This window comes from Proteus terrae (genome assembly GCF_003144325.1).
Classification (GTDB): Bacteria; Pseudomonadota; Gammaproteobacteria; order Enterobacterales; family Enterobacteriaceae; genus Proteus; species Proteus terrae.
Genome location: NZ_PENS01000004.1, coordinates 36,614 through 62,532, shown reverse-complemented (window position 1 = coordinate 62,532; position 25,919 = coordinate 36,614). Strand labels below are relative to the sequence as shown.

Below are 25,919 nucleotides of genomic sequence, written 5' to 3'. Positions count from 1 at the left end.
GTAGAAAAACTGAGAGGCCAGAGCATCGTTCTCTGGCCTTTATTAACTCATCGATACTAAAACGTTATGCCTCATTCAAAGTTAGCAACGCGACTTGAGATGAGCGTCACTCGCCTAATGTTGACTAAAATTGAGTAATGCGACAAAGTGACGACTGAAACGGTAGCGATTCAGTGCCCTCCACCCAACTACTAATATTCGTTAAGTATATTTTTCTTAAATATCTAAAAGGAAGCGTGGCATTGTCTTTTTAAGGAGCATATTAGAGTGTCGAATACTAATTCAGGTGACGGTGAACGCACTGCAATGCTGGGGTATGTTCCGCAGTATGAAATAGCAGCAGGCTTAATATATGAAGCTTTGCTTGATGGAAGTCTTGAATGGTTTCGAGTCGCCGATCCTGATGCTGGAAGCTTGGATGACATACTGATTGCGACTACTGGTAAGCTTGATGCGTATCAGGTGAAGTGGGCGGAATACGTTGGAACAATTAGCTATGCAGATTTTGTAAGGGATAGTTCGACAAAGCAGGGAGATGAGAAGCTTAGCCTTTTCAGGCAACTTTCAGAGGGATGGAAGCACTTAAGTACAAATAATAAAGATAGAATTGTAAAAGTTCATTTGCTTCATAAGTCAGTACCTAGCTCAAGCTCTAAAGCTCAAATCCCTTTAGGCGACACGGCTCCTCGACATGCTCACTTTCAATCTTTCTTAAAAGAATGTTGGTTCGATAGACGATGGTGTGAAACAGGCTTAGATACAGTATCCGTGTGCTGGCAAAAGGCACTGTTGGATCTACAGAAACGGTCAAAATTTAATGATGACCAATTTTTGAATTTCATTCGCAACTGTGAGCTTGAATTCAACTATAAGCGACCAGCAGATATCCCTATAACTAATCAAGGACAAGCAAGAAAGCAAAAAGATATTGAAAAGATATATAACCTTTTGACGAAAATGGCGGGAGGTGAACGTCGAATTATTGAGCTGTCCAAAGATGATATGTTAGATAGGTTGGCGTGGAGTCATAGGTTTAAGCATAAGTTTGTTCATGAATTTCCTATCGATCGAACTTATCAAGAAATTGAAGAAACTGTTGGTTCTATATCTGATGTTTTATCACAAACCAAGCAGGGCTATGTCGCATTGCTTGGAAGCCCTGGCTCAGGAAAGTCAACAACGCTTACTCATACTTTAAAGTATAAAGCAGGATATAAACTAGTTAGATATTACGCATATGTACCCGATAGCACCTACCAAGGGCGTGGTGAAGCGACTACTTTTCTTCATGACATCACATTATCGCTAAGAAATCACGGCTTTCGTGGTGAAAGTTCCGGGCAGCCAGGCTCAAGAGAAGAGTACCTATCATTGTTAGGAGAGCAGCTTCAACAAGCCCATGACAAATGGAAAAATGATGGCGTAACCACCATCATAATGGTTGATGGGTTAGATCATATTCAGCGAGAACAAAACCCATTACAGAGTTTGTTGTCAGATTTGCCTCTCCCGAACACCGTGCCTGATGGAGTGATATTTGTTCTAGGTAGTCAAACGCTAGAGTTGAACGATCTTTCTGATACGATAAAGGAGCATGTCAGCCATGGAAGTCGAACCATTGTTATATCTCCTCTTACTCGGACAAATGTCTATGCAGCCATAAACGAATGGCCAGGCTGTTCCGACCTAACAGATGATAATAAGAAGAAAATTTTTGAAAAGTCATTAGGACACCCACTATCTTTGGTTTATTTGCTGCAGTTTATTACTGGCGGATCGGGTAGGAGTTATGATGAAGCTATTGATGAATTTCCTCTTTACCAAGGGCATATTGAGCAAAGCTATTCAGTTTATTGGCGACAAATAGAGAGTAATCAGAAGCTTGTTGACTTGCTTGCGTTATTGTCAAGATTGAGAGTGCCAATAAATACTCACGTGCTTGAGAAATGGTCTGATCATTCAACTATTCGCGCTTTTATTTCAAGTGCAGCCCACTATTTCAAGAAGGATAGTGATGTAAGTTGGCGCTTTTTTCATAACAGTTTTCGACAGTTTATTTTAGATAAAACGTGCCGAAACCTATTTGGTAATTTTGATGATTCAAAAAATATTGAATATCACAAGGTATTAGCTAAACACTGTATTCAATCGTCTGAGGATAATGATCCAATGCGATGGGAGGCGGTTTACCACCTTTTTAATGCTCGGCAGATGCAAGCTGTAATTGATACAGGGACTCAAAGTTACTTTAGAGACCAGTTCTTTAATCTTCGGAATACTTCGAGTTTAACAGATGATATTGACGCTGTTCTATTGTCGGCTAAGGAGCTGAATGATCCGCTTGCCGTAGTGAGATGTCTCTTAATTGAAAGTGAGCTTAGAGAGCGAAGAGACGCCCTTAATGAGGTTGATATACTTGATCTCTTATTTTCATCGGAGGGGGTAAGTTCAGCGCTTAGCTACATATTCGATGGTGAGCTGCTAAGGGTAAGTGATTCAGAAGCACTCAAATTTTCTAAAGTTCTAGCGGAGAACAAATTCTTTAATGAAGCTAAAAGGGTCTTTGAATCTGCTGAGCCGCTAAGTTACTTGTCAGGTGGAGACGCTATTGATCCGCATCATGGGGGAGCTGAAGATTTGAAACGATGGGCTGATGTAGCTCATTATTTCATGCCGCTAGGCGACCTTGTCTCAACTATACACCAAACGAAGTGTGAAGTTGATGGTGTGGGATCATGGAGTGGAAATGATGAAGACCTACATGCTCGCTTAATGAGACGGTTGGTCAATGGTATCTATGAAACAAAAGACGAAGAAAAAATAACTGAGCTTTTCTATTTCTTGTCAGAAAAAAGGAAGCACTTTGATAGTCTTATAGATTTATGTGTCTCCATATGCATTAACCAATATCCATTGGCTTTGATAGACACCGCATTCGAGGCTGTCATTGATTGGTCTGAAAATAATGACTTGGATTTTTCAGAAAAGTTGTTGGTTGCTGAACTGGATTACAGATCCAATGGAAATATAGAAAAAGCTAAAGAATGGTTTGAAAATTTTGAACAGCCAAAACTTTATAAATATGGTGTTCATGGTCAATGGAAGAACCTAAGTCCATTCGCAGATAGAATTCGTCTTAACAGACTACGAGCAGCCCTGGGACAAGATGTTGATCCTGTTAAGGTGGTTCCAAATGAAAGCGAAAAAAAGTATACAGGAAACGTCTTATTTGAACGTGCTTTAGTGAGGTTTTCAAGCATTTGGGGACGGGGTTGGGCTGGAGAGAAGCTGCTACCAAGTTTTATTGTTCAGGAGATAAAGCCATCATTTGAATTGTTACGAAAGCCTTATGATCAAACAAGGGATTGGATTGGGTGGTATGAGTTCGAATCAGCCGCTATTGATTACTTTAACTTCGCAATAAGGGCTGCAGCTCAGCATGGACATGATTGTATTTTGGCTTTAGCCGATGCGTTTAGAAAAGATTGGGATAAACGGTATTGGCCGACTGGCTGGCGCAGAGAGATTGCTTTCACTTTGTATAAGGAAGGATATAGCAGGGATGGTTTAGTTGACGTACTGGATCAAATCGAAAAAGAGATCCCCGATTTTGACGACATTCACTCTAAAATGTCTGAGTACTATGAACTTTCTATAATGTGGTCAAAGATTGGTAAACCAGATCGAGCGGCTAGCCTGTTACCAAAAATCTTCAAGGGTTCTTTTGGAATATATCATAGGAAAGACAGGCAATTTTCCCATTGGGTATCGTGGTTAGGTAAGTTGATCAGTCAATATCCTGATTTAGCCTACGGTGAAATATGTCGATTTTCTTTGGCGTTAGTAGATTTGGAACAGTCGGGAAATGGTCGTGGTACGCAGGAAGCAGGACTTGATCTCATCACTATGACCACACGTTGGAATCCGGGATATGGTTTAAAGCTCTTGAGGTGGTTATTCGATCATAAAGGGCTTGATTATGCTCCGGGCCTAACAGGGTTGCTGTCTGGAATGCTTGATGGCTCTAGTCCGCCATTGAAAGAAATATCAGTGATGACGAGAAAGCTGCTGATCCCTTTCGAAGAGTACAATCCTTCTGATCTGCCTAAAAAATTAGTGTCTCGGACCTGTCAATCCTCTGATGATAGGGTGACGGATGAGATAGAAAAGCTTATTGCATCTATCAATATACACTTATTGTCTTCAAATCGTTACTCGTGGTTAGAAGGGGTAGCGCTTGGCGTCAGGGAAGCGGGGTTGGACAATAGTTTTTATGCCTCAATGGCGATTTCTACTCCCCAGGAAAAGCATGTTACTCATGAACCTTCTCTGACACTAAATACAGGGGAAAAACTTACAGAAGAAGAGACTCAACTGAAAATAAATTCTCCTGAAAACCTTTTTCAGCTTCTTCGAAATGTGAAATCCGTTGAATATTTCCGCTGGATGAACTTAATTCAACCTTTTTTAAAAGGTATGAATGTCCCTCAATTAGAGGAACTCTATAAGCTCTTAAAGCCATTTAAGCCTGATAATAATGTTGTTTCTTGTATTGCTGGCGCATTGTCTTCACATGGTGAAGTGGATAAAGCGAACAGTTTATTAGAAGGTTTATTCGATAACTCAGATGCTAAAGGTTGGGATTTGCATTGGGATGGGGGTTCTAGACAGTCGATATTTAGAGCCCTTGTTGAAATTGATGCTAAACAGTGGCGCCCTAAAGCGCTCGCTTGTTTAGTTGATGATTACATTGGTGAATATAGGTATCCAAGCAGTTTAATTTGGAACTTACTAGAAATTGTCGATATCCTCTTTGAGGATAAAGATATCCTGCCCATTTGGAAGGAAATTAAAGAACATGTATACCAGCTAGACGCTTTTGAACAAGGGGCTGAGAAACCACCGGCACTGTTAGATGACATTGGCGAGAAGAAGGATGCTAGTTTACTCATTGAGTTTGCATTCGATATGCTTGATGTGGCTATTCCTGAATTAGGGATTATGGCTCATCAGGCAATCGTTGACCTGGCTAAAATTGAAGCAAATTGGCCAGAAATTCTTAGGCAAGTAGTTCATAGAATAGACAAAATTGGGTTGACACAGGTAAAAGTAGTATCTTTGTTAAGTAGCTTAGCAAAGGATTTCAAAGGGTTTGTTCTTCAATTTGAGCAGGAAATATCTTCACTCTGTGCGTCGGAAGACTTTAGTGTGAGGATGATTGCCTTGGATTTGTCTAGTAGGCTAGAAATAAAATGTCGGCTACCTCCATATGAACGCTCAAAGTTACCTTTGATATACGGATTGGAGTTACCAGAAATAAGTAATAAAAAGGAAGCTATTCCTTTTTCAGCTATCCGTCCTGGAGAAACACTTCCTGATGTTGATGACCCGATTGAGTTGCTTAGGCCTTTGATGACTGAAGCGAGGCTTGTGGCTGATATGTCAAACGTACCGTTTGAGAATTTAGCCTACAAAGTTTGTGAATTTATGAAAACTTTGATTCCAGAGAGTGAATGGAATAAGCAGGCTGAGGAAATTTATAGAAACTGGTTGGAAGGCGTTGGACTAAAGCTGAGCTATCATCGACTGAGACCAAAAGTGGCCAAGCTAGCTCTCTCATATGCGGTATGCGAGTTATTGGATGCAGGGCGAATACCTCCTCAAGGAGTTGATCTTCTGCGAGCTATTTTCAAACGTAGTGATGAATTGTTATTGGGGCTTGAGCCCGCTATTAGACCTGAGTGCATTGTTGTACCGAAAGCAAAAGATCGAGATGTATCTCATAATCACGATGAATGGTTGGGAAGTATTGAACAAGGTATTACACAATTTGTTGATCGTATAGACACTGGAAAACAAATTATTGGTGAGCTTACAACCTGGAGCTGGTTAGATTGGGATTTGCCGACGGAGGTTCGTATGTCTACAGTCTGTCATCCTGAATGGAATGACGATGTAGAAGTTACCTCACCTTATGCTTTCTTCCCAAGTATGAAGCATTGGTCTACAAGCGATTACCCCAAAATAACTTTTACTGATGAACCATCGTTGGTGATTTATGGTACAGGTGCTTACATTGATCATGGTGGCCTTGAATGGTTAGCGTTAAATCCAGCTATTGGCTTTTATCTAGGTTGGTCTGTTTCTGATGAAGGATTGTTTCGCTGGATTAATGAGAAAGGCGATGTAATGGTTGAAAGCATCTATTGGAAAGATGGTCCTGTTTCTAGACAACCACCTAAAATGGATGATATCTGTTCAAATGGATGGCTTGTCATCGCCTCACACTCGGCAACTGAAAAAATTCGGGAAATTACTGGCGAAGCGACAAAAGTAAATGCAGTTATACGTAGTTATGGTCGAGATACATATAATCCTATAACTCGCGCCATCCAACAGAGATTTAATTGGTAGTTACATTGGCATCATTGTCCATTGTTGTATAGAGATGCTAGGGGTAGCTATTACCCCTAGCCGAATTGTAGAGGCAGAAGTAATTTTGTTATATAAAACGATGAAATCTTTAGCATCCTTATCCTAATCTGATAGAAACGTTTTAGAGCATGCTTTTTTCCCGAAACGTGTTTCATTGGATCGTCAAAACAACCAGCATGATGCATTGTACCTCTCCCACCGGTTAATCCAGTTTTACTTGACCACTAACTTGAAAAACGCCGACTACAGGGGCTACTCCATCAGGCCTAGGATCTAACCTTACAAATATCCCAAAAAACTTTCACATGTGAAAGTTCTAACAGCATTCTCTAATCACAGCAAGCGCTCAAACTGCCCAAATTGGTACATTACAGGCCTTAGGATCTTGATAGCAGTAGCAGATACTGGATGAACCAACAGTTATTACAAAGTTCATCCCGTGGCTTACTTGATCAAATCAGACGACGTTCATATAGGTGGTGAAATCATCATTGAAACGGCCCCTATAGAGTTTCTGAATGGCCGAAATCTAGGGTCATTGCCTACTATTTATGACCAAAACTGGGGATATGTCGCACCAGTAAACCACTGGTTCATTCATCTTAAAGCGAACAAACGACTTGAAAATCTAAGTTCCTACGCAAGAGCGCTTTTGCATTATTGGAATTTTCTAGAATCAGAAAATTTAATCTGGGATGTCTTCCCATTAGCAAAAGGTTTAAAGCCTACATATCGATATAGAAATGACAAACTTCTCAAGAGTGTTAAAGCTGGTGAGCTCGCATACTCAACTGCCAACACGTATATGACACATGTCGTCCAGTTTTATTTATGGGCAGCACATGAACGTTATTACCACATCAACGAGAAACACAAACCCTTCGAAATCGAATTTGTAAGAATACAGAGAAGCGACATGCTGGCTCATATGATGCCTAAATTTCTGGTCCAAACTACAGACTTGCGCATCAGAACGCCGAGGGATGCAACCAGTAAGAATATTCGGGGGCTAAAGCCCTTAACTCAAATTGCACTCACTCATTTAGCTCTACATTTACGTAATGTGCCTTGCGAATTTAGGCTGATCTGTTTGCTCGCAGCTCAATCCGGCTTACGTATCCAAGAAGCGTCAGGATTGACTTTGGCCGCACTAGAACAATCGGTTCAACGCTCAGGTTCTATCACTCATTTCGAGCTAACAATAGGACCAAGTAATGGTGTACCTACAAAATACAATAAAACTCGAACTATTGAGATAACAAGCCGCCTTTTATCAGATTTGAAAACTTATGCCATTAGTGAGCGACGAATGTGCCGACTTGACAAACTTCTTAGCAGAATTGAGTTACACAAAGGCATCAATGACATAAAAAAATCCCACTCTGTTCATCTCTCAAAGGAAAAACTCGACGCCCTGACCACAGCCCAGCGATACGAACCATTATTTATTAGCCAACAAGGTAATCCATACGACCCAAACACAATAGGCTCTCGCTTTGGAGAAGTTCGCCGCTCAATAATTAAGTCAGGAATACAATTTGAGCATAAGTTTCATGATCTTAGATGTAGTTATGCAACCTACCGACTACATAGCCTACTTGAAGCAGGTATTGAGCCTGCGAATGCACTGAGCTTACTGATGGGGTGGATGGGACATAAGAATGAATCCACGACATGGAAGTACTTGCAGTACCTCAAAAGAAAAGAAGCGTTAAAAGAGAAGATATCTGTACTAGACAGCATTATGCACCAAGCATTAGAGGAAGCTAATGAGCAAGACGTTGAAATTAATAGTCCCCTGGGTTGAACATCTTTGTATTCCCATACGAAACGGGGCAAACGCACATACACTCTTAGACTTTAATCGATTCAGGTATCGTGGGGTTCCTAAAACACATGAAATAAAGCAGGGAAATGTTCAGCTATTAGACCGTGATGATATAGCACAGAGAATGTTCATCGCCATTACAGGCAAAGAAGATGCATCACCAGCGACTAAAGGCAACATATTTCTAGCCGCGAGAAGGCACTTTGCATTTTGTGATTCACAAACGCCACCACTTTCGCCGCTATCGGAAATGGCATATGTCAAAGAGTTAGAATATAACTCCATCCGTCAGCGACGAGGAGAAATAAAGGATAGTACTGAAAGCAGACTGCGCTCTGACTTATCTTCCTTATATCAGTGGCAACATCTATCAGTTAAAAATATCGAGCCTTTAAAACCACGACGTTCTAGATGCTCCCAAACAGAGCCGACTCGCGGATATAGTGATGCAGATTTGAAGCAGTTACTTCCTTTGCTAAGAAGTATTTTTAAGCAGTTGTATCAGCAATTTATTATCGATCCTGAGCTTCATATTCAAGCAAGTTCCAACGCTCAGACAATGGTATTCTCCTGGAAGGGAAAAGATTACCCCGTAGCCGGTGGCGCATCAAAAATTTTTTATGCTGCCACATTCCTCTTAAGTTATTACACATGGAGCAATAGCACCATTTTGTACAGCTTAAGACGTCCACAAACTAAAACCAATGCCATATCAAGTAATTGGTATCAAATGCCTGCATTTAAACGAAGGGCATTTAAAACTATTACTGTAGAGCTAGGGGATCATAACAAGCTAGAAATTCCTAAGTATGCAACCCAATTTTTTGACCAGTTAATGACCGCCTCAAAACTGGTCGATCCTAAACCTGATGGTTTGCTGTTACCAGCTTACAGCTACAGAAAAAGAAAAGTTCAGATGATGAGCGGATGTCTACTTAATGACTTCAAAGCTAAATGGTTAGCTAGGTACTTTCCGATGATCGATGAACAAGGAGAAATACTATGGCCTGTACCAAGACGCTTCCGCGCCACAGGCAGTCATTTAACTTTGGCACTAAAAGGTACACTGGAAGCTGCAATTCTTCTGGATAACACTCCTCAGACGGTTGCTCATGCATACTCAAGTGGAAACAAGTATGAAAACGATCTGATGAACCGAGATACAAGCCAAACTTTAGAACAGATCGTGCGTGACAGACAAAGTGTGGAGTCAGCGAAACAAAAGGTTAGAGAAGCACAAAAAGTGGAAGTACTTGCCTATGAAGCATACATCCGACGAGCATCTCCTCCCACTCGTAGCGCTCACGGCAGTTATTGCAAAGAGCCGATGGGAGCAATGGCTGAGAAGTTTACATCAAGAGCACGAGCACATGGGCTCATAACTGAAAGTGAAAATCTAGCATGTGCCGATTTAATCAAATGTTGGAGCTGCGGACATCAAGTGCTTGTCGAATCGGTAACTGATTTATGGTGTACTCTTAGTTTTCGCGAATGCATTGAAGAATCGGCATGCCTGCATATAGATAGTGCTCATTATCAGAAAAATTTTGGCGAAGCCTTAGCAAAGATTGACCTCCGCTTAAAACAATTAAATCCCAAAGTTGTACAGCAAGCCAGAAGAAAATTAGCAGATGAAGGCCGTCATCCCCTGTGGATGGATATAGATAGTGTCAATATTAGCTGAGGACAAAATGAAACCACTATTACATTTTCCAATTGAAACGCCTAGTTCACTCAATCTTTACACCCAAGATGTGGAACGATTAGTCAAAGAGCGTAACTGGGACAAATTGAACCAAGTAACTGTATGCATAGATCAACATCAAATATTAAGAGCGCACTTCGGCCAAAATCGCTGGGATTGTAGCCCATATGCCTCGGATAAAGGCAGTGATAAAAACCAAAGAGAATTTGATTTCTCTTATTTAGTTGACTCGCCTAACTTGCTTCTTGAAGCAAAACTTATAGCCTATGGCTGGCTATACGAACAAGGGCATTGTTTTGGACAAAAATGCAAACTATCCACTTTGACATCTAGGTTTAATATTGGTTTAAAAAGAGCGTTAGTCAGCTTAAAAAATAACGGAGCCAATAGTTTTAGTGAATTAAACAACCATGATATCTGGCAAAAATTTGAAATAGATTTGCAAAATGAGTCATTAAGCAAACGCACTCTTGAACTCGCTTTCACCGCTCTTCAATCTGTGGAAAGGCTGAATCCGTGGCTACCTTTTCAATTAACATTACCGAGCATCAACTATAGACAGTTGGCAAAAAAGCTTGCAGATCAAGAGAAATTAGAACATAAGCAATCACTTGCTATACCACAAGCATTGGTTAACGTATTGTACGGGCAAGCTGTCAGCTACGTGGAAAAAGCATGGCCACATAGAGAAAAACTCGCCCAACTCGAACGTGATTTACAATCAAACTATGATATTGGCCGTGCAGCCGTAGACTATAAGCTAGCCATCGGTAGATGGAAGTGGCTTTATGATGTGGAAGGCAGGCTTAATAGCAAAAAATACGTTGAGGAAATCAACAAAGCAACTCCTCGTTCTCAATCTGAGATCATCACGCAACATCTTAGGGGAACAGGCTTACTACCCAACCATAATGTTGACGGAAATTGGTTATTTACATGGAGAGCGAATCTTCAAGCCGCTTGTTTTATATGTTGCGGCGCATTCAGTGGAATGAGGGTCAGCGAACTATTTGAACTCCATGAGGATAGTTTTCGCACTTACACTATCAACGGACAATTATTTCACTCTGTATCAGCTGCAACACATAAGCTTGCAGCTGGTAGAAAAAAAGAAGAGTGGCTCACCAGCCCTATAGTAGAAAAAGCCATATCGCTCGCAATTTCATTGAGCGCATGTGCCCGTGAACAATTGGTAAAACTTGCAGCGCATAGTAACGATCCTGGACAAGTGGATAAGCTAATGGAAACATCCAGTAACTTGTGGCTTAGCCAAGCGCAAAGGAAAAACTTACCAATTCTCATATCTCGTGCTAAATGGAATGATCGGCTGAAAAACTTCGCGAAAAGTGTTGGTGCAATCGTTGATGAAAAAGCATTGTCTGAATGTCGTCAGCTTAATCCAAGAAATGGAGGAGCAATAGAGGACAAAGTTAAGTTAGGAGAACCTTGGCCTTTTCTCACCCATCAATTTCGACGCACTTTTGCCTGTTTTGCCGTCCGCAATGGACTGGGTCACCCTATATCCATTAAGCAGCAATTCAAACATATCCATGTTCGCATGAGCGAATGGTATGGCAATGGCGCAATCGAATCCCGCCTACAGGATATAAAGGTAGACAGTGAGCTAATTAACTTGCTCAACGAAGTAAAACTTGAACAAACAACGGCGCACTTTAATAAATGGTTCAATGGTGATGAAAAGCTAACGGGAAGCTTTGGTAAGGCTATTGTCGCCATGCGTGACGACAAACCTGTGATCTATAGCAACTGGGATAGCTTGTATCGATTGGTTAAAGAAAAACGATTAACTTTACATGGCACCCTACATAGCTATTGTAAAAATGGCTATGAATGTGACATGGATGGAGTAATAAATGCCGCATTCTGCGTCGATTGCCGTGGCGGCGGTAGCGTCGTGGATGATAAAAAGGCGCCATGGTGGCAAAAGAAACATCAAGCGTTGAGCAGCTATCTGAAGCAGCAATCCGATGTCAGCCATTCAGAGTATGCTCACTGTATTACACAAATTCGAGCTGCCGAGAAAGTATTGAATGATTTTGGACTGAAATTTGAAAAATATCAGCACCCATTACAGGTTATCGATTTATGAAAAAGTCAGAAAATACACTTCTCAAGCTTGAAGCAGCTTTGCAACGAATCATCGAACGAAAAACCAAACGAATACCCGATCACCGCAAATTATCGGTTCGAGCTGTAGAGGAAGAAGCCGGATTGGGAAATGGCAGTTGTTATTACTATCCAGATTTCAAGCTCAGAGTTCAATCAGAAGCACAAAAACTAAAGTGCCTTACGCCTGATACAGCAGTTCAGTCCGACGTCGAGATTTTGAGAGAAAAGCGCAACCAAGAAAGAAAGGTAAAAATTCAGTATCGTGAAAAAGTTGCTGTATTGAACCAAAGATTAACTTCAATGGCAGCAGAACATCATCAACTAAGTCATGCTCTAAGGAGTGCACTTTCACGTATTGAAGATCTTGAACTTCAGATAGTTGAGCTCAAACAGAGCCTGATTGTGAGAATCAAGTGATTGTATACCTGAGCTAGTTTTCCTGCTTAACCTCAAAGGCAGAGAAGATGGGTAGAAAACTTGAAGACATCATTGCAGAGCCAGGGCGAGAGCATGAACAGATCCCGATCACACTTTTGTGAACTTTATGCCGTGGGACATGAGCAATCTAGCTCGTTTAAACATCGTGCCACCTTAATAAATGTGATCTACATTCGTTCGTGATCTTGCCCTGATTGCAGAGCAGCCTCAAGAGGTCGTTTACGCAGCCGAAGAGATAGCGTCGAAGCAGTTGATTCAGCTTCGTCTGATGGAGCTACTCAAGCGTATCGGTGCTGATGCAAGTTACCAAATTGATAGCTGTACTATCGATAGCCTACAGCAGTTGAAACAAATTGTTGAATCAGGCGGAGGAAAAATCCGCCTTCATATTGAACTACAAGACGGCTTAAGTCATGGTGTTAAATTGTGATTATATTATATGTGTGAGTTTTTCAAGTAGATTCAATCATGTTATGAATGACATTAACAAGCTGAAATCAAAGGCTCCAGCATGAATAATTACAACTCATCTGAATTGTATTAATATCCAGTTTAGCGGTGACCATAAGGCTGTAAAAAATAATAGGAATTAAATTTTACCGAAGAAGGATATCAATTATGGGAAGCGTTCAAAGAAAAACAAACAAATATCTCGAGTTGTATCGTAAAAAATTTAGAAAAAAGGTAAGAACTGTTTTGTCATTCACGCCACCGGGAATTAAAAAGAACGATTTTATCAAGTTGTTCTCTGAAATATATCCTGATGACATTATTAGCATGGAGAAACACTTTAGATTTTATCAAGAAAAAAACAAACGACGGAGAAGAGGAAAGCCTCTTTTTTTTCCAAACCCATCAGAGCTATTGTATAGTTTAGCTAAACCCAAGTTAAATGATATTTGTGAGCGAGATTTTGATTTTTCCCAAGCTCAGATGGCAAAAAAAGAAGCTCTGGTAGAAGCCCAATTAGATAGCAATAGAAAGAAAATAAAGTACAGAAACAACAACATATCAACACAATTCGTCACTCCTAACTATATTAGTCTGCTTATTGAAAAATATTGGCACGAAAAAAATAAATTGCGTAGACTTTTAATAGTTATCGAATGCAGCAAGTACAAAAATGAAAGTACTATCTTTTTCTTTAGACAGGTGATGAGTGGCGAAAAGGATTGGTTTATACGAAATTATTGCTTAAGGATACTTCAACGATTTGATGAAGTTGTATATCTTCCACCAAAAGGAAAAGGGGCGCAAGAAAAATACAACACCTTGGTAAAGCATTTCGGTTGCGACTATAAGGAAGATATAGGAAGGACTCCTGAAGATATTGTGAAGGAGCTATATGAGAATGATTACATAGAACATGCAAAATATTTCGATGTATTCATATCTCATGCAGTTTCAAATGCAGACATGGTTGATGAATTTGTTTTTAAGTTAAATTCATTAGGGCTTGTCGCTTTCGTTGACTGGAAAAGCGATAGGCAAGATTTAAATAGGAGTAAATTTAGTCATTATACACCAACAATACTAGAACTTAGAATGAGACAATCACAAAACCTGATTCTAATTCGGACAAAGGAGTCAGATTTATCTAGTTGGGTAACTTGGGAAATTAATTACTTTTCTAAACTAGGAAAAAAAATCGCAGTTCTAAACTTAGACAATGAACATGGTAAATCAAATGAATTAATCAACACCTATCCAGCAGTACGAATTATAGATGGTAATATTCTTGTATTTAACAAAAGTAAACAGCACAAGTTGGTAGACTGGATAAATGAAAGTTAATCATACGCGCAAAATAATGTGTCAACTTATGCCTTAAACTTTATTTGTAGTGCATCTAAAAATCATCAGCACTACAAATTGTTCTCTTAAATTAGAACGATAAGCCTTAGTCAGGTTTCCAGTAGCGATCTTCCATCTCGACTGGTTGAATCTCAGGACTAGCAAATCTTTCTTCTTTTGTTGAGATGCCTAAACTATTATGGAAGAGTCTGACATAATCTAAATCATTATAAAGGTCACTATCTAGTGGTTCATTCATAAGCTCTGCAACTTTTAATGTAGCACCGCCTGTCGAGATAACTGGCACAATATCTTTATTTGGCTGAAGTTTCTGAAACAGGTTAAACTCATCAATAACCCCACCCATTCCACCAATAAAAACAGCAGCTTTGAAATTATTATCTGCGAACATTCGCTCTCTCATGTGAAGCAAGCTTTTCTCAAGATTGTTTTCTATGTTTTTTGTATATACTACATTTTTAAAATTTTTATTATCTTGAGGGAACTGATCTTTAAAATATAAGGACTGATATAGTTTTACCCATCTCTCGTAGTCAAAACCCATTTCCTCCGCTACAATTTTTATCATTGGAGTTATTGCTGGATGACCTCCCCATACCAAAACTCTACGTCCCAAGGTAACATGAATTAATGCTCTAACAGCTGAAGTAATCGCTACAGAATTAGACGAATTTGCAAACTCAGGAGCTCGTTTAGGATCTGGTACACTAGCAGATAAAAAAATAAAATCGTCCATTTTCAAAACTCCCAACCAGCCAGCGACCAAGCTGCCTGAGTAATTTTCAACCCTCGCACAGACTTGATATTCTCATCTAACCATTGCAAATGATCAGACCAAGCTTTTCTAATTCCTATATCGTCATATACAAGAACTGGGAATCCTTTATCTGGATTTGACCGAGCCTTAATTGCAATATCATTTAAAGTCTCAGCGGTTGGAATCCCTACGACAGGATATAACCAGAGTTTTCTATCATCAATTAAACGAATGGCAATTGCTCTATGAGCACCAACACCCTCGAAGCGAGCACCAATACGTTCAACATCAGCCCGAAGACGGCCTGTAATAGACATATATCTAGCCGCTATACTACGACTTCTAACACTTTCTACCTTAAGAGAAATTTCTTCTATTTTTTCAATAGTTAGCGGCCCACTATCGTTTTCTAAGTCTTCATTGTCTAAGTAGATAGTTTCTGACAAATCTGCCATTTTATTTGGCTCATGGTTAGGCCAAACTACGCGCAATACATGAATCTCCTTAGCTCGGGCACGACCGATTTCTTCACGAGTCCATCTACTTTCGAAATAAGTAGGTGTATCTAGCATGATTAACACATCGGAGTCACAAAGCTTGTGCCAAAGAACGTCCTGAAAAGGCTCTCCAGGACGTATATCATGCGTATCAAGGAATACATCAAATCCTTTTCTCATAAGAAGATCGTGTATCTGCAATGCAGCATCACGTGATTCAGTCCTGCGATAACTCACAAAAATTCGCCTTTGACGGCGCAGTAAGCCTACACACTCCATCATTAATGTTGCAAGCTCTTTTATTTCTGTATCTTGTCCATTTAGACAAAATCCATTTGTGGGCTGTAAAAATTCAGGAATACATATTGAAAACTGCTCCAAACTATTAACCACAGGAATTATTGGAACACTTTCAGTGAATATTGAGTTTGCAGCGTCTATATCAACCTGAGGTAGCCCTCCAAAATAAACAGCAGCAAAAGCTGAAGATCTATTTCTTTGTTTTACAGTCTCTGCATCATAGATTATGATTTGATTATCGATGTCAAGTTCAAACTCAGAGGCCATCTGCTGAATTGAATTTATTAAACTTTGTCTTTGCTTAGGAGTAACACTACCTAAAACAGCAAACTCATAAATCCCCATCATATTATCGACCTGCTGCTTTAGCTGCTTTCTCTATCCAAGTAGCGATATTTTTATATCCATCATCATTTACCCAATCATAGGTTTCATACATCTCTGAAAAATATGTTTTATTACCATTATTTTCGATGTACCAATAATCTAGAGGGTTTTTACCCTTGGTATCAGTGCCTTTTTGTGGGTCTTTAACACTATGAATGTCTATTGCCAATATACCTTTCTTTAGTTCATAGCTACGTTTGATTTCATGACGTACCCACTTTCTATCATAAGTCTCAGCGCCAAATAGAACTACTGTAACAGATGTCCCCTTGAGTTGCTCCTCAATCCACTGTTCTATGCCACCTGAACGCCTCTTTGCTTCTTCAAACTCAGCTTTATCATAGAAAGGTTGAGCCTCACCTCCAGGTCGGACAACCCAAGAGTTCCGAACCTGGACAACACGCCTAACATCACGCTCGTAATGAAAACTAAAGAATACTTTTCTAGCCATATATTACTCCCAAAACAATCATCACGTTAAAAGTGCTATTCTGTCATTCCACTTTAACTAAAATGGGAATGTGAGACCTTTATTTACGCACTAATAGCTATCAGGTGATTTACCATTTAACCAGTCTTTCATTGAACAATATCCAGATTTAACGCTATTAACCCAAATAGTAGTACCAACTACGTCTATATATGGATAAAGTCCTAAGTACTCTTGACCAGCAAAAGAGCTTTCATCGGATTTTGCAATGGGAAATATAGCAATTCTCCCATTAATTCCATCGAAATACCCGCACTCCCAAGGCATCCACTTGCTGATAGTAGAGTTCGATGATGTTAAAAAAAGTAAAGACTGGCACTGGGACATACGTTTTCGCAATGTTTCAGCTGTCTCAACATCCACCGAGGAACGGTCTAACTCTTGTTCATCAATCCAGTCCACATATACAGATAAATCATGGTCTTCCAAGTATTTTTTAACAGCAAAAACCAAGTCTTTATCTCGATAGCTATGGGATAAGAAGACATCAAATTTTTCATGATCAAGGCTCCGATTAGAAGCACTTTCACAAGCAAGACTACTTTTGCTTAGGTAAGACCTTAAGTCTGATTCTTTTAATAGAGCCACTGTTATCCTCTAACGGGAACTGTTTAATAAGAAAATATTAACAGCTGACATAACCAACTACACATAATGCAGTATGGTTAGATGCTGGTCAAATAGAAGACCCTAAGAACGCGATGAAAGGTGCATCCATCACTTTAAATGAGAAGCATTTGCTCACGTGAGATTCTGGAAAAATGTATTATAGGATCTACATTTTTAGGAAAAGGAGTGAAAAATCCCCATTTCCTTGGAAAAGGCTACTAAATCTTACCCCACAAGGCTTTCAAGATTTATTTCAGAATCGACTTGTGGGAGTAAGCCAATACGATGAGATAAGCTATATTTATACAGCTTACTTTTATAATCACATGAAAAGCTAGAGTTAATCCTCTGGCTTTTTTTATTGAAAATTTGTCGTTGCCCAGCTTTGTTTCGAACTCAAATATCCTCTTTTCTATGTATTTTCCAAAAAGCATATTCGTCTACTAACTGACCAATAAACCAGTTATTAGGTGAAACTACTCGCCTTGTAAAAAGTTATCACGAATCAGGGGCATCTTTTTATTTTATACAATCGTGCGATGAGTTTTGCTTACTTTGTAAACAAATGTTGACAGAGTTACATGTTGATTTGTATCTAAATGTTAATTAAATAAATAATTATATTTTTTATTAACAATTTTAAATCTTGTTGCTATCTCTTTGTTTATTATTAATTAATAAATAGTTCCTCAAAGAAAGAATGTCTTTAAATGCTATTTTTTTATGAGAAAAATCGATTAAATTGACCATGTTGTATCTGTGGATATTGTTGTTTAGAGAAATGATTAACAAATAATTATAATTATTAACAATATAATGAACTATGCTATTATTCAATTTTAAAGCAATAAACGAATAACATTATAAATATAAATGGTAAATCCATTACTGAGGTAGAAGATGAAAATTTCAAGGAGAAAGCTGCTTTTAGGTGTTGGTGCTGCGGGTGTTTTAGCTGGTGGCGCTACATTAGTTCCAATGATTCGCCGTGATGGCAAATTCGTTGAAACTAAATCTAGAGTATCATTTGTCGAAGGTACAGAGGGTGCTCTGCCTAAAGAGTCTGATGCAGTGATTATCGGTGCTGGTATCCAAGGTATCATGACCGCTATCAACCTTGCAGAACGTGGCATGAGTGTCACTATTTTAGAAAAAGGCGAGATTGGCGGTGAACAATCAGGCCGAGCATACAGCCAAATTATTAGTTATCAGACATCACCAGAAATTTTCCCATTACACCATTACGGGAAAATCTTATGGCGTGGAATGAACGAGAAAATTGGTGCCGATACTAGTTATCGCACACAAGGTCGTGTAGAAGCCCTTGCTGATGAAAAAGCGTTTGATAAAGCTCAAGCATGGATCAAAACAGCTAAAGAAACGGCTGGATTTGATACACCATTAAATACTCGCATTATTAAAGGTGAAGAGTTATCAAACCGTCTTGTTGGTGCCCAAACACCGTGGACTGTTGCCGCTTTTGAAGAAGACTCAGGTTCTGTTGATCCAGAAACAGGAACACCTGCATTAGCTCGTTACGCTAAACAAATTGGCGTAAAAATCTACACCAACTGCGCTGTAAGAGGCATCGAAACTGCGGGTGGTAAAATTTCTGATGTTGTAACAGAAAAAGGCGCAATTAGAACATCTCACGTTGTTCTTGCGGGTGGTATTTGGTCACGTTTATTTATGGGTAACATGGGCATTGATATTCCAACGCTGAATGTTTACTTATCACAGCAACGTGTATCAGGTGTTCCGGGCGCACCTCGTGGCAATGTGCATTTACCAAATGGTATTCACTTCCGTGAACAAGCCGATGGTACTTATGCTGTCGCACCACGTATTTTCACAAGTTCTATCGTGAAAGATAGCTTCTTGTTAGGGCCTAAGTTTATGCATCTGTTAGGTGGTGGTGAGCTGCCATTAGAATTCTCTATTGGTGAAGACTTATTTAATTCATTCAAGATGGCAACATCTTGGAAATTAGATGAAAAAACACCGTTTGAACAATATCGTACTGCAACAGCAACACAAAATACTGAGCATTTAGATGCTGTATTCCAAAGAATGAAAGCGGAATTCCCAGTATTTGAAAAATCACAAGTCGTTGAACGTTGGGGTGCTGTTGTTAGTCCAACATTTGATGAATTACCAATTATTTCTGAGGTCAAAGAATACCCTGGTCTGGTTATTAATACCGCGACAGTATGGGGTATGACCGAGGGCCCAGCAGCAGGTGAAGTTACTGCTGATATCGTAACGGGCAAAAAACCAGTTATTGATCCAACGCCATTTAGTATGGATCGTTTTAAGAAATAAGTAACCCCTTGTTTTACTGTAAATTAAACATATTAAGGAGTTTTCATGCGCTATAAAAGCTTACTTGTTGCCCTACCTTTTATTTTTGGTGTAGCAAGTGCGAATGCGGAGGGTGTTGTGCACCATAAATTAAACGGTATGCCTATTTCGGAGTCTGTTGAAGTTAGTGCAGGTAACAACCTTGTTTTCTTAAGTGGCAAAGTACCCGCTAAGAAATCAGCAGATGCGCCAGAAGGTGTATTGGCTTCTTATGGTAACACTGAAGAACAAACTATCAGTGTATTAGAGCAAATCAAAACTCACCTGAATGAACTTGGCTTAGACATGAAAGACGTTGTTAAAATGCAAGTCTTCTTAGTCGGTGGAGAAGAAACTAAAGGTGAGATGGACTTTAAAGGCTTTATGGACGGTTATTCTAAGTACTTTGATGCTTCGAAAACTGAACAACTGCCAGCTCGTTCAACGTTCCAAATCGCTAAACTGGCAAATCCAGCATGGCGTGTAGAAATTGAAGTTATTGCTGTTCGTCCTGCAAAATAAGAACGATAGCTTTTACTCAATTTCGAAGTAAAATATAATCAAATAAAACGCCAAAGACGGGCAACTTTCTTTGGCGTTTTTTATGGTATCGATATGTTATGTCGATAAAATGTATTTTTATAAACATATGAGTTGGTCTTCTAGAATACCTTATAACAATCTACCTTTATTAGCACCTGATCTATAATTCATTGAAATACGTAAATATTTATAAATTATGTCTTAACTACTTTCACCTTGAATAAACTTCACTGGAATAACAGAGACGTTATCTGCTATTTCTTTATTCTCAATTAATGCACTAATCACTTCTACACTTTTTTCAGCCAGTTGTTCAAAGGGCTGTTCAATACAAGTTAATTGGCGCAGTGTCTGATTTAACCAAGGGCTTCCATCGTAAGCAACGATTTTTAATTGTTCTGGAATGGCAATATTTCGTCTTGTTGCTTCATTAAATAATGCCATTGCGGGAATATCAGCGGCAAAAATGGCATCAATATCTGAATGCAAAGAAAGTATTTTTGTGGCAAAAGAGTGAAAATAATCTTTCTCCTCTTCTTTCCAATTTACTTTGCATAGAATAGGTTTAATACCTGCCTGAATAAGCGTTTTTTTAAAAGCTAAACAGCTTTGATATGAAGGTGTTGATGATAAATAACTTGAATTATCTTCAATGTAGAGGATTTTTTTGCAACCCTTTTGAATAAGGTGTTCCGCAGCTAATCGACCGCCAGTATGGTGATCCGAGCAAACTAATGGAATATCACGAAGATGACGATCTAGTGTTACCACAGGCTTTTGAATATGTTGATACTCACTATCATCCAATAATAGATATTCTGCAATAATACCGTCGATCTGACCACGTTTAAGCATATCAAAAAATATACGTTCGCGTACTTTGCTATTTTGTGTTGCACATAACATCATGCTATAGCCATTTTTAGCGAGCTTATTTTCAATAAAACGTGTCACTGTCGCAAAATAAGGGTATTCAAGGCTATTAATAATGACACCAACAACTGCACTTTTCTGTTGATATAAATTTCTTAGCCAAGTATCAGGAATATAATCTAATTCCTCTACCGCTTTCTTTATTTTTTCTCGTGCAGCTTGAGATACATAACCACTGTTATTTAATGCTCTAGAAACAGTACTTGCTGCGACATTGGCTTTTTTTGCGACATCACGGATCCCGGCCATTGAATATGCTGTTGCTCCTTTCAATTAGTTGATGACCTAATATATCTTAATATGATTATGACAAACCCATCTTTATTGAGGTAATTGTGTTTTTTTAGTATGAGCTATTTCACATTTTAGTATGTTAATTACCTTACCCTCTCTTTTAATGCTTATAGTATCTTATATTAATTATGGAACTGTTCCATATATACTAATTACCTTAGTGAGGCGAATATGTCTAATACTTGGTGGAAAGAAGCGGTGGTCTATCAAATTTATCCTAAGAGTTATTTTGATAGTAACGGGGATGGTGTTGGGGATTTAGCAGGGATCACAGAGAAATTAGATTATATTCAGTCACTCGGTACAAATGTTATTTGGTTATGCCCCATTTTTAAATCGCCAATGAAAGACAATGGTTATGATATTGCTGATTATTCTGTTGTCGATCCTATCTTTGGGGATAATAACGCGTTAGATAAGCTAATTAGCGAAGCTAAAAAACGTGATATTAAAATTCTATTAGATTTAGTATTAAATCACTCTTCTGATGAGCATCCATGGTTTAAAGCCGCAATTGAAGATCCTAATAGCCCATATGCCGATTATTATATATTTAAACAATGGGATAAGCCGACTCCTCCTAATAATTTACGCACTTATTTTGACTGCTCTGTTTGGAGTCGTGTTGGAAAAACAAATCGTTGGTATTTCAATTCATTTGGCCCTGAACAGCCGGACTTAAATTGGGAAAATCCACAATTACGTAAAGACATTATCAATATGATTAATGTCTGGATCAAAAAAGGTGTTGCTGGATTTCGTATTGATGCGATTGGTAATTTAAAAAAATCTCCTGAAGCCTTATCTGAACATCAATTTGAACCCGACAAAGATGATGGTTCTGCATCTTTAGTACCTTGGGTTTTAAATCAACCTGGCATTGATAAGTTCTTAACTGAATTAGCTGAGAACACTTTTAAGCCAGCAAATAGTATGACAGTTGCAGAAATTGACGTACCTGAAAAAGATTTATGTGCTTATGTTGGTGATAATGGTTATTTCTCGATGGTATTTGATTTTAGTATTGCTGATTTAGATATCCGCAATGAAAAGCCATTTACCATTAACCCTATTACAGGTGAAAGATTAAAACCGGTATTTATTAAAAGTCAATTAGATACTCAACGAGTAGGCTGGGGAGCGCCTTATTTAGAAAATCACGATCAACCTCGTTCATTAAATAAATTTCTCCCTAAAGGAGGCATTAACCCTATTAGTGCCAAAATGCTAGCGACATTTTTATTAACTCAACGAGGAACGCCTTTTATTTACCAAGGGCAAGAAATTGGCATGACAAATTGTCCGATGACATTAGAGGAACATGATGATTTACATGTTTTTAAATTGTATGAATGGGGCAATAAATTAGGTTATAGCGACGAGCAAATTATTGAGTACTTTAATGACCGTAGTCGTGATAATTCACGAACACCTTTCCAATGGAATAGCGAAATAAATGGTGGTTTTAGTACAGGTAAACCTTGGTTAAAAGTTAACCCTAACTATGTCGATATTAATGCGCAACAAGAAACGCAAGATAAGCACTCTCTTTTCGCTTATTACCAACAATTAATTGCATTAAGACGACATTCAGAGATCAGTGATATTCTGATTTACGGTGAGTTTTTGCCATTAGATTCACCAGAAAATGTGATTGCTTTTAAGCGTACTTATGAAGGCAACTCAGTCAATATTTACTGTAATTTTAGTGGTGAAGAAAAAACACTAACTATTAACGCTAAGAATATTTATTTGCATAACAGTCCAATAGTGGAAGATGGACAAGGCAACCTAATTCTTCAGCCTTATCAAGCAATTATTTTGAAATAAGAATAACTGATTTAATAGATAGGTTCTGATCTTTATTGGAACCTATTTTTATTAATCTCTCCATTAGCTACATTTTATTGGTGATATTGTTTAAATTAGAAATTAATATTAGACATAAACTAAATTACCTTATTTTTATTACTAGAAAAAAAATGGATATTTCCCCAGTTATTGTTCATAAAGTAATCCAGCGTATTACGACAGAACGAAAATCTTATGACAAAGCGAAAAAGCGCTACTATAAAAAGCTAAGTCCAGATTTTTCACCTTTATCTCTATTCAAGATAAATGAAAACACGATTTCAAAATGCTTAGCATTTCTTCTTGATCCAACGGAAACGCATGCTCAAGGTAAATTATTTACTCAAAATTTTTATCAACATTTTATTAAAAATAATAAATATCAGTCTGTAAAATCGGTTTGCCTTGAACAAGCAGTTGAGCAAGATGATAGCTATCGACGTTTAGATATTTTCGTTGAAACATCTGATTTATTGATTGGTATTGAAAATAAACCATGGGCTGAAGATGAAGAAAACCAGTTATATGATTATGGCTGCTGGTTGAAAAAAAGAGCAGGAAGAAGTCGAAAAAAATGGATCTTATTTTATTTAAGTAACACCGAATATAGTGAGTATTCTTTATCTAACGATGCAGATAAAGATATAAAAGATAATGTTCATCATATTACTTATTATGAAATTATTAAGTGGTTAGAAGAGTGTACCTATAAAATAGAATCAATTCAGGTAAAAATATTTATTGAATCTATTATGAAATTTATTAACTCAGAGATTAATTACGAGCTAAATATGGAATTGCAAGACGAAATAGTAGAAAAAATATTAGAAGATAATGATGCAATTAGCTCTGCTCTTTTAATTTCTAAAAGTATTGAAAATATTAAATTGTCAATAATGAATGAGTTTATAACTCATATTATAAATAAGACGGAAGACCTCTCTATAGAGTTTTATTTTGATGAGGAAAGCTTTAGAAAAGGGAAAAAAGATACTGGATTTTATGTCGATTTTAACGATGACTGCCTCTATTATCTGGTATTTCAATTTGAGAGCTCAAATTTAAGAAATTTCTTCTGGGGTTTTGAAAGAAAAGATGAAGCGCCAAAAAGAGATAAATATAAAAATCATAAAGAAATTGGAAATGAGATTGAAAGAATATTTCCTGATTTTTATATAGCAACGGAATATAAAAACGAAACCTACCCTTGGAGTGCATATTCAGAAGAGAGCCTAAATATTCCACATAATTGGAATGTTGATGATAATATTTGGCTAATGCTGAGAGATTTTGGAGAAGATAGTTTTGCAGAAACTGTGGTGACTATTATTAAAACAATCAGTGAAGAGTTTGATTTAGAATTATTAGAATAATATTTAAGAAACTGTTATTTAATGTGGGCTAATTTTATAGCCCACAACGATCATTTACTATTTTTCAGCCAATCTACAATAAATTCTGCAATAGCCTCGGGGGCGTTGATATCGAGTAATGGAAAATCGACGCTTAAATCACAATCACTGGCGACGGCAATAACGTGCTCATCAAGTAAATCATTAAAATCACGGTCGTTGATATGGCGATAAAGGGCAATTTTAGGAATAGTTTCGCCTTTAAATCCTTCCACTAAGATTAAATCCAGCTTACTCGCATCAAAGCGAGAAGCGAGGTAATACAAATTTAATTCTGGGAGTTCTGGAGTTTCTGTCATTAATGCCCAACGTTGTTGGCTTGCGACTAATGTTTGATCTGCTCCTGCTTTTCTAAGCTCGTAGCTGTCTTTTCCAGGTTTATCCACATCCATATCATGATGAGTGTGTTTGATCATACCTACACGAATTTCTCTTTTGCGTAATTGTGGAATAAGTTGTTTTAGGAGTGTCGTTTTACCTGTTCCACTCCACGCGGTTATCCCTAAAAGGGGTAAATCTACTTGTGCCATATTTTTCATTCCTATTTTTCTAATTTGTTGGCTTTTTCAATATCGTCAGGGGTATTTAAATTAATAAAAGCATTTGCTTGATTTGCAAACAAAACCGGGTGCGCATTTATCTGCTTCATAAACAACATTAATTTTCGATCACCTTGTGCTAAATAAGCTTCTAGCATAGGAATAATACGTCGATTTAACAGTGCTAAGGTAGGATGCTCTCTTTCACCATCATCAACATAAACGGCTAATGCATCTCCTCTTTGTTTATAGAGTTTTTCAACTAAATTAAGAGGAAAGTAGGGGACATCACAGGGTACAAAGGCAACCCAAGGTGTTGAGGCTTGTTTTAATAACGTAAGCATGCCAGCTAAAGGCCCTGAAAACCCCTCTATTTCATCGGTAATAACGGGATATTGGCTTTGGCGATATTGTTCTAAATTTCGGTTAGCACTAATCAGTATGCTATCAACTTGAGGTGCTAGTTTTTGGGCTATATGGTGGTATAAAGGCTGTCCATGTAGAATTTGAAGCCCTTTATCAGCACCTCCCATTCGTGTTGCTTGGCCACCCGCAAGTATACCACCTGTAATATTCTTCATTTTCATATTCAATATTTGTGAATAAATTGGCTAAA

Annotated in this window: 18 protein-coding genes; 11 read left to right on the top strand and 7 right to left on the bottom strand. The window is 38.2% G+C overall.

Going from position 1 to position 25,919, the window contains the following annotated elements:
• Positions 1–267 precede the first annotated feature (267 nt).
• From DK857_RS19195 to DK857_RS03680, 7 genes are all read left to right on the top strand, one after another.
• Positions 268–6,414, top strand: coding sequence for an NACHT domain-containing protein (locus tag DK857_RS19195; protein ID WP_167394830.1), 6,147 nt, complete (start codon positions 268–270; stop codon positions 6,412–6,414).
• Between the two features lie 460 nt (positions 6,415–6,874).
• On the top strand, positions 6,875–8,242 hold the full coding sequence (locus tag DK857_RS03705; protein WP_109401578.1) for a site-specific integrase: 1,368 nt from the start codon (positions 6,875–6,877) through the stop codon (positions 8,240–8,242).
• Entirely contained in the window at positions 8,205–9,947 is a 1,743-nt protein-coding gene (locus tag DK857_RS03700; RefSeq protein ID WP_109401577.1) for a hypothetical protein, read from the top strand. Before DK857_RS03705 ends, DK857_RS03700 begins: the two co-directional genes overlap by 38 nt.
• A 7-nt stretch (positions 9,948–9,954) precedes the next feature.
• Positions 9,955–12,078, top strand: a complete 2,124-nt coding sequence (locus DK857_RS03695) for a hypothetical protein (RefSeq protein ID WP_109401685.1) — start codon at positions 9,955–9,957, stop codon at positions 12,076–12,078.
• Entirely contained in the window at positions 12,075–12,515 is a 441-nt protein-coding gene (locus DK857_RS03690) for a hypothetical protein (protein ID WP_109401576.1), read from the top strand. The genes DK857_RS03695 and DK857_RS03690 overlap by 4 nt, the downstream gene beginning before the upstream one ends.
• 271 nt (positions 12,516–12,786) lie before the next feature.
• The gene (locus DK857_RS03685; RefSeq protein WP_227003113.1) at positions 12,787–12,966 is read left to right on the top strand and encodes a hypothetical protein; all 180 of its coding nucleotides are present in this window, start codon (positions 12,787–12,789) and stop codon (positions 12,964–12,966) included.
• A gap of 188 nt (positions 12,967–13,154) precedes the next feature.
• Complete coding sequence (locus tag DK857_RS03680) at positions 13,155–14,330, top strand: TIR domain-containing protein (protein WP_227003112.1); 1,176 nt, start codon at positions 13,155–13,157, stop codon at positions 14,328–14,330.
• A gap of 106 nt (positions 14,331–14,436) precedes the next feature.
• On the opposite strand, the gene DK857_RS03675 is transcribed toward DK857_RS03680, so the two are convergent.
• The 4 genes from DK857_RS03675 to DK857_RS03660 form a co-directional block, all read right to left on the bottom strand.
• The gene (locus DK857_RS03675; protein WP_109401574.1) at positions 14,437–15,087 is read right to left on the bottom strand and encodes an SLOG domain-containing protein; all 651 of its coding nucleotides are present in this window, start codon (positions 15,085–15,087) and stop codon (positions 14,437–14,439) included.
• Positions 15,088–15,089: 2 nt separating this feature from the next.
• Positions 15,090–16,253 (bottom strand): toll/interleukin-1 receptor domain-containing protein, encoded by a 1,164-nt coding sequence (locus tag DK857_RS03670; RefSeq protein ID WP_109401573.1) that lies wholly within the window; start codon positions 16,251–16,253, stop codon positions 15,090–15,092.
• A 1-nt stretch (position 16,254) separates the two neighbouring features.
• A complete protein-coding gene (locus tag DK857_RS03665) occupies positions 16,255–16,743 on the bottom strand; it encodes a TIR domain-containing protein (protein ID WP_109401572.1) in 489 nt (162 codons plus the stop codon).
• 90 nt (positions 16,744–16,833) lie between these two features.
• Entirely contained in the window at positions 16,834–17,370 is a 537-nt protein-coding gene (locus DK857_RS03660; protein ID WP_109401571.1) for a toll/interleukin-1 receptor domain-containing protein, read from the bottom strand.
• Between the two features lie 921 nt (positions 17,371–18,291).
• Here DK857_RS03660 and DK857_RS03655 point away from each other — a divergent pair.
• Together DK857_RS03655 and DK857_RS03650 are read left to right on the top strand one after the other, a co-directional pair.
• On the top strand, positions 18,292–19,713 hold the full coding sequence (locus tag DK857_RS03655; protein ID WP_109395019.1) for an NAD(P)/FAD-dependent oxidoreductase: 1,422 nt from the start codon (positions 18,292–18,294) through the stop codon (positions 19,711–19,713).
• A 45-nt stretch (positions 19,714–19,758) separates the two neighbouring features.
• Complete coding sequence (locus DK857_RS03650) at positions 19,759–20,253, top strand: RidA family protein (protein WP_069369589.1); 495 nt, start codon at positions 19,759–19,761, stop codon at positions 20,251–20,253.
• Between the two features lie 222 nt (positions 20,254–20,475).
• Here the strand turns inward: DK857_RS03650 and DK857_RS03645 are convergent, their stop codons facing one another.
• Entirely contained in the window at positions 20,476–21,456 is a 981-nt protein-coding gene (locus tag DK857_RS03645) for a LacI family DNA-binding transcriptional regulator (RefSeq protein ID WP_109401570.1), read from the bottom strand.
• A 216-nt stretch (positions 21,457–21,672) separates the two neighbouring features.
• On the opposite strand from DK857_RS03645, the gene DK857_RS03640 reads away from it, so the two are divergent.
• Both DK857_RS03640 and DK857_RS03635 read left to right on the top strand, forming a co-directional pair.
• Positions 21,673–23,331 (top strand): glycoside hydrolase family 13 protein, encoded by a 1,659-nt coding sequence (locus tag DK857_RS03640; protein ID WP_109401569.1) that lies wholly within the window; start codon positions 21,673–21,675, stop codon positions 23,329–23,331.
• A gap of 152 nt (positions 23,332–23,483) precedes the next feature.
• Positions 23,484–24,725: a PDDEXK-like family protein gene (locus DK857_RS03635; RefSeq protein WP_109401568.1), complete on the top strand. Its 1,242-nt coding sequence runs from the start codon at positions 23,484–23,486 to the stop codon at positions 24,723–24,725.
• A 50-nt stretch (positions 24,726–24,775) separates the two neighbouring features.
• On the opposite strand, the gene mobB is transcribed toward DK857_RS03635, so the two are convergent.
• Positions 24,776–25,294, bottom strand: coding sequence for a molybdopterin-guanine dinucleotide biosynthesis protein MobB (gene mobB, locus DK857_RS03630; protein WP_109401683.1), 519 nt, complete (start codon positions 25,292–25,294; stop codon positions 24,776–24,778).
• 11 nt (positions 25,295–25,305) lie between these two features.
• Complete coding sequence (gene mobA, locus DK857_RS03625) at positions 25,306–25,890, bottom strand: molybdenum cofactor guanylyltransferase MobA (protein WP_109395016.1); 585 nt, start codon at positions 25,888–25,890, stop codon at positions 25,306–25,308.
• Between the last annotated feature and the right edge of the window lie 29 nt (positions 25,891–25,919).